Raw genomic sequence first — 9790 nt, forward strand, 5'->3', positions numbered from 1 at the left:
ACTAAAAGATGCAGGTGTTTCAGACTACTCAATCTATTTAGAAAAGGAATCCAACAAGTTATTTGCCGTTTTAAAACGCACCACAGACCATAAGATGGATCAACTGCCACTAGAGCCTATCGTAAAAAAATGGTGGGCTTTCATGGCGGATATAATGGAAACCAACCCAGATAACTCACCTAAGGTGAACAACATCGACTGTGTGTTTCATTTAGATTAACTTTGCAATTGAATCGCCTTCTTGCTAACTATCTGAAGGCGATTTATCGTACGTATTAGCTAGCTATTAATAACAAAACCAACGAATTTAGGAAAAAAAAGAGCCTTATTGAGAGGCGTAGCTTTTCCCGAACTCGAGTTAGTTTGTACGACTTATCTCCCACAATTCTGAACGCTCTAGAGGCATACTCTTTAACTTATATGGAGAGTTTAGTTGAATAACTTTACGATTATGCACACCCACAAACCTCAAAGATGAACCAAATGCTTTATTGAACAAGCGGTCGAAACTTCCGTCTGAAAGAGATAACTCTAATCCTCTTTTAATATCTTTCGCTAACATTTCATTACCTTTATTGACATAAAAATAATAAGCACTGGGGTACTTAATTAAAATATTTGGATCGAGCATTAAATCTAATTCTGGGTAAATATTTAGATCTCTTTTAACGTCTAATATAGAGCGTGGTAAATAATCCACACGCCCCTTGTCTAACATCAAATAGAGTCCTTTATAGTTAGAGCCTTTGGCCACTTCAATCTCATTAAACTCAAATATTTTTGTGGAGATCCAAGTGTTAAACTGCACCGGCACAAATGACTTAAACCTATTTAAGTTGTCGACATCGCTAAATATTTTAGGTTTTTTAGCGCTGATAATGGGCACTCTCCAGCCTTTAACACCTTTTAATATTGGAAAATAAACAGCTCGATATTGAGACTCTCTTTTTGCCGTCGCACTTCCAGTTAATACATGTACACCATCATCGTCTTCTAACATTTTGAAAATTCTAGGTTTAGGGACATCAAGGCTAAATGCCTCTACTTTATATTTTTTATCGGGGGAATAAGAAAGTGTATGGGATAGCAAATTAATAAAGTAAGGATCACCCTCTAAGCCGCCAAAAACGACTTTTTCCGCCGAGACATAATTGGGGTAAAATGAAATGGCAAAGACAAGAAACAACACTTTTCTTAACTGCATGTAAAATCACCCAACAAAACTCAATAATTAATAACGAATATTAGTATCAAATAATCTATAAATAAATTCGACTAAAGATATTACGCTGGTAAATGTTTTTAGTGGGTGGATCTGGTATGCACCTTTAAATTGTCAAAAGCAGAACATGGAGTGTAGATTAGCCCCAGTCCAATTCTGCCATCATCCACCTTTACCCAATAGCGCTCACAATTATTTAATTGCAAGACGCTTGGTATTCAGCGCTTTAGACAAGTTCGCCACAAGTTCTTTATGCTCTGGTTTCTGCGCCACATTTACGTTTTCGTCAGCATCTTTTTTATGGTCATACAACATGTTCGTTAAGAACTTGCCGTCTTTATCAAACCATTCAGTGTAAGCATATTGCTCAGTAAACATAGTGGTGCCACTTTTCCACTGAATAAAGGCCACAGTGTTTTTATGATCGTTTGGATCATCCAGTAAGTGAGCAACACTTTCTCCTTGTAACTGTTCAGGCTTAGGTAATCCAAGTAAGTCACATAGAGTGGGAAATATGTCCACAAACTCGGTTAAAGCATCTGTTTGCTGATTAACTTGTTTGCCAGGAACCGAAAAAATCAAGGGCGCATGAGTCGAGGTTTTAAAGTTAGAATGTTTATTCCATAACTTGTGTTCACCCAATTGCCAGCCATGATCACCCCAAAGAATAACAATGGTATTCTCATCAAGCCCTAGGTTTTCTATTTCATTCAACAAGCGCCCTATTTGTGCATCAACTAGGCTAACACTAGCGTAATAACCTCGTTTTAAGTTTAATGCCATTTCATCACTCACCGGCCCTTTTTTGGGCACTCCATAATAACTACGTAATTCACCTGAGTTATGAAATGCCTGTTTGGGGGCATACAAACTCCGAAAGTAATTACTGGGTAGAGCAATTTTTTCTTCAGGATACAAATCCCAATATTTTTGAGGTGCGTTGAAGGGTAAATGAGGACGAGCAAACCCCACTGCTAAGAAAAATGCCTGGTCTTTTTTGGAAAGCGTACGCAACTCAGAAAGTGCTTTTGTAGCGATCATGCCATCTTTATGTTCCAACTCATCATAATCATAGTTTTCATAAGGATAAGCTCGGCCACTGTGATTTGACTTGGCTATTTCGACGTTTTTAGGATCATGGTAGTTATTAACATTTTTAGGCCGCCAAGGTGCTTCACTCCAATGATCCGCTGAATCAGTTTGAGTATGGAACACCTTACCTAAACTCACCCCATGGTAACCATGTTCTTTGAGGTATTTAGGAATTGTAGTGGCGTTGGGGGTTTCGAGCTGCACCTGTGACTTGTGGGTTAAAAAGCGCTTCGCTGTTGGTCGTATCCCAGTCATTAAGCTAGCCCGTGATGCACCGCATGTAGGCACACTGGCAAAAGCTTGTTTAAACATAGTGCCTTGGGCCACCAGTTTATCTATATTGGGCGTCACAGCCAATTCGTCACCGTATGCCCCTATGCTCGGCCTTAAATCATCAACCGCTATAAACAATATATTAGGTTGAGACTTCCCACTAACCTGCAGACTTACTAAACATAAAACTGAAACCTTTATGAATAAACGGATCATTCTTCCACCTTAATATTCTATTTAACCTGAACTCAGGTTATTTAACTCCAATCAAACGAACTGGCCCCAATAACCCAGAGGTTTGTAATTTTTTAGCCTGTTTGGCAAAGAAGTTGTAACCGGTAAACGTCACACGTTCACTTTTAGGTGGCTGTTGATTAGCATTCAGCCAAGGAACTGTATCTCCTGTCATGCTGTACTCACTGGTATCTGGCAGAGCTTCATCACCAATTAATCGATTCACCCAAGTATTGGTTACTTTCACTTCAAAATGGTTGACACCGACTTTAACAGCAGAGCGAATATCCATGGCAAAAGGCGGTTTCCATAGAGTGCCCAACGCAATCCCATTCACTGACACTTCGGCAATTTGCTGTACGTCACCTAAGTCTAAATAAATAGGATTTGTACCTTTGAGTGCCTTAGCAGAAATATCCACAGATTTACGATAAACGGCGGTACCCGAATAGTGCTTAACGCCTTCATCATAGTGGCTAATCCAATCAGTCAATTGATTGAAAACCATTTTCCCAGGTCCTGCCCATTTGGGGTCAAAGTCCACTGACCATGCTCCTTTAAGCACAGTTGTAGTAGAGTTTTCTGCTGTACTTAGATATAAATCCTTAACCAGCCGACTGTGTGTTCCTTGGTAATCTGGCTGCTTATTATCTCGACGAATTAAGACAAAACGCCCTGCATACGGTTCTAGGGCTAACCTAGTCTTTAAACGTGTGCCATTGCGCTGAAACTGGGTGATATTCTCCACACTGCCGTCGTCAACATTCCATATTTCTGGCTGCCCGTCACCATCTCGAATATCAACCGTTAGTTGAGAGAATTCGGCTTTATCGTTATAGAAGTAATACAAATCATTTTCACCCACTTTTCGGTGAGCAAAAAACTTAGCTGGCTTATCGTTTAGTTTCAGATCAGCTTGATAACCCAACTTGTCAATCGACTGTTCTAATGACCAACTACTGATTTTACCTTTTTTGTAAGCACGTAGTGCAGGCGTTCCTTCACCCCATAATTCATCAGCAATTCGTGAAAATTCAGTTTGTTGTGGCCACTCACTATGTCCTATTACCTGTTGTGGTTTATCACCAATAACTGTGGCACCCGCAGCGACTAACTCCTGTACCCGTTTTAAGGTTTTTAGGTGTAAATATTGGGTTTTATATAGCTGTAATGCTCTATAGCGCGTGCCTTCAGGTAACACTAACCAACCGTCTTTGACACTTAGTCGATTAATTAATACGTCGGTATTGGTGTAATCGTAACCAAACCCATCGGGCACTCCTGTGTTGTTGGCGTTGCCAACTCTAAGTGGTGCAACGTCTCCAAGATGAATTAAAAAATCCGCGTTGGGAACGCCTTGTTGTAAAAGGTATGACCCCCGGGCTAAATACTTAAACCACTCTACCCCACCGTTATCCCACCAAGTTTGGGTACGGTCAATGTGGGAGCCGATGCTATCCATAGTCATACCGGGCTTGATGTGATTATTCGGTTGATGGGCAAAACGATGGAACATGGTTTCGTTAATTCCACGAGCCCACATTTTGTCGCCATAATGTTTGTAAAAATACGGATGCCCGTACCAGTTTACGGTGCGAATAGAAGTAAACGACTCTGCCGAAATGATCTTTTTACCGTAGATATGCCCAGATGAAATAGCCGCTGACACACGGCCATTATACACTTGGTCACGCACCCAAAACTCACCCATTAAGCGATCTGCTTTCCCCCCTGAGGCGAGCTCATCAAAAGGCCCCCAACCATAAGGCTCTATATAAGATTCCAAACCATACTTTTTGGTGAGTTTAGTAAATTCTCCAAAGTAGTTTTCAACCATTAAGTCGGATAAATGCTGGCGATATTCTTGCAAAATGGCACCACTATGTTCTGGCGACTCTATCACTCGGCCAGTTAAAAGTGGCAGCCAAGGAATAAAGTCGTAATCAAACTTTTGTTCAAAGGTATGGTTAATCCCTTGGGTCCAATTTTGGCCTCCCACTTCATAGCTGTCTATTTCAGTGGTTTTAAGAGACTTGATCCCCCGAGCATTAACTTTCTTTAATAACTTGCCAACGTATTGATCAAAATGAAACTGTAATGCTTTAGCATCAAACTTATCAACTTCTAAACCTTCACCTTCAACCGTTGCAGGTACATTGAACGCACCAGTACTGGTATAACCAAACCGTAAAACACGCCAATTACCTTTAGGTAGCTTTATACCTGATTTGGGTATTTCGCCACGGTTTAGAACCAACACATCCTCGGCTTTGGTTATCGCATCGGAGGCAATTTTTGGTGTTAAGCTCAAGCGGCCACGCTCCATTGAATTCATGGATAACCAATGGTCAAAACGAGGGATTGACCACAAATCAAAACGTTTGATTATGAAGGGTTTATCAAACACAAAACGGAAGTACTTAGCGGTAAACCCATCTTGTTTATCAGTCACCAATTGTGGACTAAAGGCCCACATTCTTGCCCCTGTTCTAGGACGTCTTAACTTTTCAACCACTGTGGTAAAGGTCTTGCCGTCATTAGAGATTTGTAACGCACCTTCACCATGACGGGTTGGTGTTTCAATTTGTACACTGCGTAACGTGGTAGGTTCATCCACTTCAACTTGGATCCAATACTCGCTAGTATTTTTCTTTTTAAGTGATGGTTTAAAATCAAAAGCATTACTCGCTTTTGCTTCGACCTCATTTTTTATAAAAGATAATTCTGTATCCCAATCCTTGTCAGCTAACACACTGGCATCAAGTTTTGGATCTGAAGACGTAAAAGTGGCGCTTGCGAAGGCATTACTTTGATTGTAACTATTTTCCGGCATCGCAATGACGGCAACATCACGATAAAGCCCTTCTGCAAAACCAGGCTGTGGCGGAACGATAGTTTGCCCACCGGTCACCGCTTTCTCAGACCAAGTAATACGTTTCATGGACATTTCTGGTGTTACCCAAGGACCACCACTTGATGTCCAACCATCTGCATTATGAATTCCAAACTCAATACCACTTTTATCTGCTTCGGCAGCGGCATGGACTAGGTGATCATAAAACTCGTCTGTACCAAAACGCACTGGCCCTCTAGAAGAATACGGCCAGTTTTTACGGTGCACATGAAAGAAAATAGCCCCACCAATACCCGCATCTTTCATGGCTTTAAAATCTTCAGTAAAACCCGGCTTGCTTAAGTTACCATTCATAGCATGCATCCAGGTTTTAGGCAGGTAATTTGCAGCAGGATCTTTAAAGTTAGACGGGTTTAACTCTGCAGCACCGATATTTTTGATTAGCAACACCAGTGGCATAGACATCACCAACAGTGCTTTATTTATCAACACTTTTCTATTTTTCATATTTTTGTATTCTTCACTCTAATCATTCTAAATTTGCTGTTATCAAAGACGTATGTTGGCAAGTTTCACAGGTTCAAGATCCCACGTTATGTAAGTCTTAGAGCTGTGGTTTAGTACCTTGCATTGCGCCCATTTCAATTAGTTAGCTCTAAACTTGCCGTCATGCCAAAGGTATAAACGCTGAGATACACCTTTTCTGACGTTTAAGATAAGCGCTTCAACATTACCGCTTTGGTTACGTACAGGTTTCATTTGTAATTTTGCTTTAGCGACTTTGAAATAGGCTTTTTCTACTTGCCAGTTTTGCTCTTTAGTCGAACCACTTGATGTTTGTTTGGCGATAGCAAACACACTTTCACCGCGGTTATTCTGATAAGTGACTGCCGCTGTATCTCCGTTATTTTTTAATACCTCTAGGCCAAATACCTTCTTCACTTTTTTACCATTAATGTCAAAGAGTGTTCTATTTACTGTGCCAGGCATAGGGTGGCCGTGCGTCCACTCACCATTTTCAAACAAGGCCATGCGCCATTCACGATAATCCTTACCTCTGGCTTCATAGGCCGCTGCAGTTCTGCCATCTTCAAGTACTAATGGTTTAGTACCAAAGCTAGTTTCACCGGCTTTTTCAGAGTCGTAAGCTAACGTATGTTGATTGGTTGATGCCAAAGTTAAAGGCAAGGCTAACTTCTCTTTTTTAGCGTTGTAAAAAGAGCCGTCTGTGGTATCTAAAACCATGTAGTAAAGATTCAAACGATTGTAATGTGTTTTGTCATGGTACTCTTTGAAGTTACAAGCATGCCAAAGTGACGTGATCGCAATCTCGGTGTCTGAGATTTTTAGTGGATTAATGTAATGGGTATCGACCATTATAGGATCATCTTTTTGCGGCGTTGGCCAAGAGATAATCACTGGCTGCTCAAAGGTTTGCGTGCCATTTTTCATTTTGTAATACAACCAAGGTGACTTATGAGTGCCGCCTCGGGTGAAAAAGTAAATGTCGCCATTGGCCATTTTGTAGCTTTTTGTGTAAGAAGCAAAAGGTGAAATGTCATCCTTTTGAATAAATGAACTCAAATCATAAGGCTTTGCTGAAACAACATGAAGCATACGCCCACCAGCATGAGGCGTATCGATAGAAAACGGATTCAAACCATCTTCACGTTCACCACCATGACCTCCATAAACAATATGAATATAACCTTGGTTATCCACTTCAATAATGGGGCGGCCGTGGCTATCTATTTTTCTATCACCTTTTGAAAGCGTGCTGTGCCCGGCTTTGTATGGGCCATCCCACTTGTCAGTTTTCAAATTGTAACTAGCAACATAAGGGTCAGTTAAGTGACCTTGATAAGTAATATACACAGTGTCACCCACTAATTGATGCCAGCCTGTGTAGGTATTGCCAGGAAGATTATCGGTAAAATGGCCTTTAGGAATAGCAGGCAAACGCTCAGGCTTTTGCCATTTAGGCCCTAAGTCTTCCGCCGGTAAATCATAAATTTCATTAAACTTTTTGCCGTCAATATAAGCATCATAGATTGGCTGAAACTCTATATATTGACCATACAAGTACTGATCAATACGCAAGCGCCAATACTCACTGGTAAATGAACCTTTATCACTCTGCTCTTTTGCTTTTTGTTTCTCGTTTTTTAGCGCAGCAAAAGTAGAGTCTTGGTGTGAGTGTTTAATTATCAGCGCAGCTCTTTTTTCTGCATATTCCTTTTCACTCATAGCGCCATTGGCTGAGAACGAGATGACGGTGATTGAAACCACTGCCGCTATTGAAAGTTTAATTTGTTTAATCATGTCTCTTCACTTCTTTTGAATGCTTAATTCGTTATTCGTCAAATGCCCTTTGTCAATTTTCGAGCTGCTTACCTTGATAAACAGCATATTGTGAAAAATGGGTCCCATTTCCTGAACAACACCAAATGACACCAAATGACAGATTGTGATTTATTTTGACTTATTAAGTTAATAATGTAAACATCTGGTTAATTAATACTGAAACATTTATAAGCTAGAAACACAGTTTCGAACGGCATTAATAATCAGTTTGTAACGAGGCCATGGCTCAATTAGAGCTCAGTTAAGTACAGGTGTGTTGGGTTTCAGTTTTGGTTTTTAAAACAAGTAATGCAACTTTGGCTCTAGGTTTGGTCGTGCTTTATTAAACCTTAAATAAAATTGTACAAATAAGGTAACACCCGATATTTCAGAGAGAATGAATGAAGAATAATAGTGAAAATCATCAAGGCAATTCAAAGCGTGTGCTAGCCAGAAGTATGCAATATATATCAGTTTTACTGACTGTTGCAGCGATTAGTGGGTGTAGCTCTACAGCCGATACAAATAAAGTAGAAACCCAAAAACCCAATATACTATTTATTTTGGCAGATGATCACCGCTGGGACATGTTAGGTAAATATCATCCAATAGTTCATACCCCCAACCTAGATAAGCTTGCTAACAAAGGTGCAGTGTTCAAAAATGCCTTTGTAACCACCCCCATATGTGCGACCAGCCGAGTCAGCATTTTAACGGGACTTACCGAGCGTACTCACGATTTTACTTTTAGTCGTCCTAAAACCAGTCTAGAAGACTCAAACAATATGTACCCCGCTGTAATGAAACGAGGCGGGTATAGTTCAGCTTTTGTGGGTAAATATGAAATTGGTTTATCAGGAAAGACACAAGATAGATTCGATTATTTCAAACCACTTCTTCAAGCTAAAACAGAGGAATATGAAGGCAAAACACTACCGCAAACCTATTATATAGCTGAGCTAGCCAAAGACTTTATTGAACAATCTAAACAAGCTGGTAAACCTTGGACTATGTCGGTGAATTTTTGGAACCCCCATGCTCATGACAGAGATAAAGTAGACCAATATCACTACCCTGCAGAGTTTGAAAACATGTATGCGGACATCACCATTCCGCCAGCAAAATTTTCTGACGATGCCACGTTTAACGCACTACCTGAATTTCTAAAAAAATCCATTGGTCGCGAACGTTGGGAATGGCGGTACGACTCTGAAGCTAAATTTCAAAAAATGGTCAAGCGTTATTACCGTGCCATTAGTGCAGTAGATAAAGCGGTAGGTATGATTTATGACTCATTAGAACAAAACGGCATGGCCGAAAATACCGTGATCATTTATATGGGTGACAACGGTTACAACCTCAATGAGCGCCAATTGGCCGGAAAATGGTTTGGCTGGGAAGAAGACTTACGGATTCCTTTGATTATTTACGATCCAAGAAACAAAGCCTCACAAAAACGTGAAATCAAAGAAATGGCGTTAAACATTGATATTGCATCAACAGTCGTGGACTTAGCTGGCCTACAAGCACCAGAAAGTTATCAAGGCGTTAGTCTTACGCCATTATTAAACAAGCAAGAAAATACCAAATGGCGGGACGAGTTTTTCTTTGAACACATGTATCAACCTAAACGAACTTTTATTCCGCCGACAGTAGGTATGCGCACCCAACGCTGGAAATACGTAGATTTTTACAAAAACGATTTTCAGCAACTGTTCGATCTACAAAATGATCCACGAGAAAAAACCAATTTAATTGACTCAGCTGAGCAT

Annotated in this window: 6 protein-coding genes; 2 read left to right on the plus strand and 4 right to left on the minus strand. The window is 40.4% G+C overall.

Going from position 1 to position 9790, the window contains the following annotated elements:
- Window positions 1–220, plus strand: a 220-nt coding sequence (locus ACSHXM_RS19315) for an L-rhamnose mutarotase (RefSeq protein ID WP_435691584.1), incomplete at its 5' end; no start/stop codon positions are given.
- A gap of 138 nt (window positions 221–358) precedes the next feature.
- On the opposite strand, the gene ACSHXM_RS19320 is transcribed toward ACSHXM_RS19315, so the two are convergent.
- The 4 genes from ACSHXM_RS19320 to ACSHXM_RS19335 form a co-directional block, all read right to left on the minus strand.
- Window positions 359–1204, minus strand: coding sequence for a hypothetical protein (locus tag ACSHXM_RS19320; RefSeq protein WP_435691586.1), 846 nt, complete (start codon window positions 1202–1204; stop codon window positions 359–361).
- Between the two features lie 210 nt (window positions 1205–1414).
- Window positions 1415–2803: a sulfatase gene (locus ACSHXM_RS19325; protein WP_435691588.1), complete on the minus strand. Its 1389-nt coding sequence runs from the start codon at window positions 2801–2803 to the stop codon at window positions 1415–1417.
- 37 nt (window positions 2804–2840) lie between these two features.
- Entirely contained in the window at window positions 2841–6182 is a 3342-nt protein-coding gene (locus ACSHXM_RS19330; protein ID WP_435691590.1) for a glycosyl hydrolase, read from the minus strand.
- A 138-nt stretch (window positions 6183–6320) separates the two neighbouring features.
- Complete coding sequence (locus tag ACSHXM_RS19335) at window positions 6321–7997, minus strand: BNR-4 repeat-containing protein (protein WP_435691592.1); 1677 nt, start codon at window positions 7995–7997, stop codon at window positions 6321–6323.
- Window positions 7998–8419: 422 nt separating this feature from the next.
- Here ACSHXM_RS19335 and ACSHXM_RS19340 point away from each other — a divergent pair.
- The coding region (locus ACSHXM_RS19340) for a sulfatase family protein (RefSeq protein WP_435691594.1) at window positions 8420–9790 on the plus strand (1371 nt) is incomplete at its 3' end.

This window comes from Paraglaciecola sp. (assembly GCF_051252315.1).
Classification (GTDB): domain Bacteria; phylum Pseudomonadota; class Gammaproteobacteria; order Enterobacterales; family Alteromonadaceae; genus Paraglaciecola.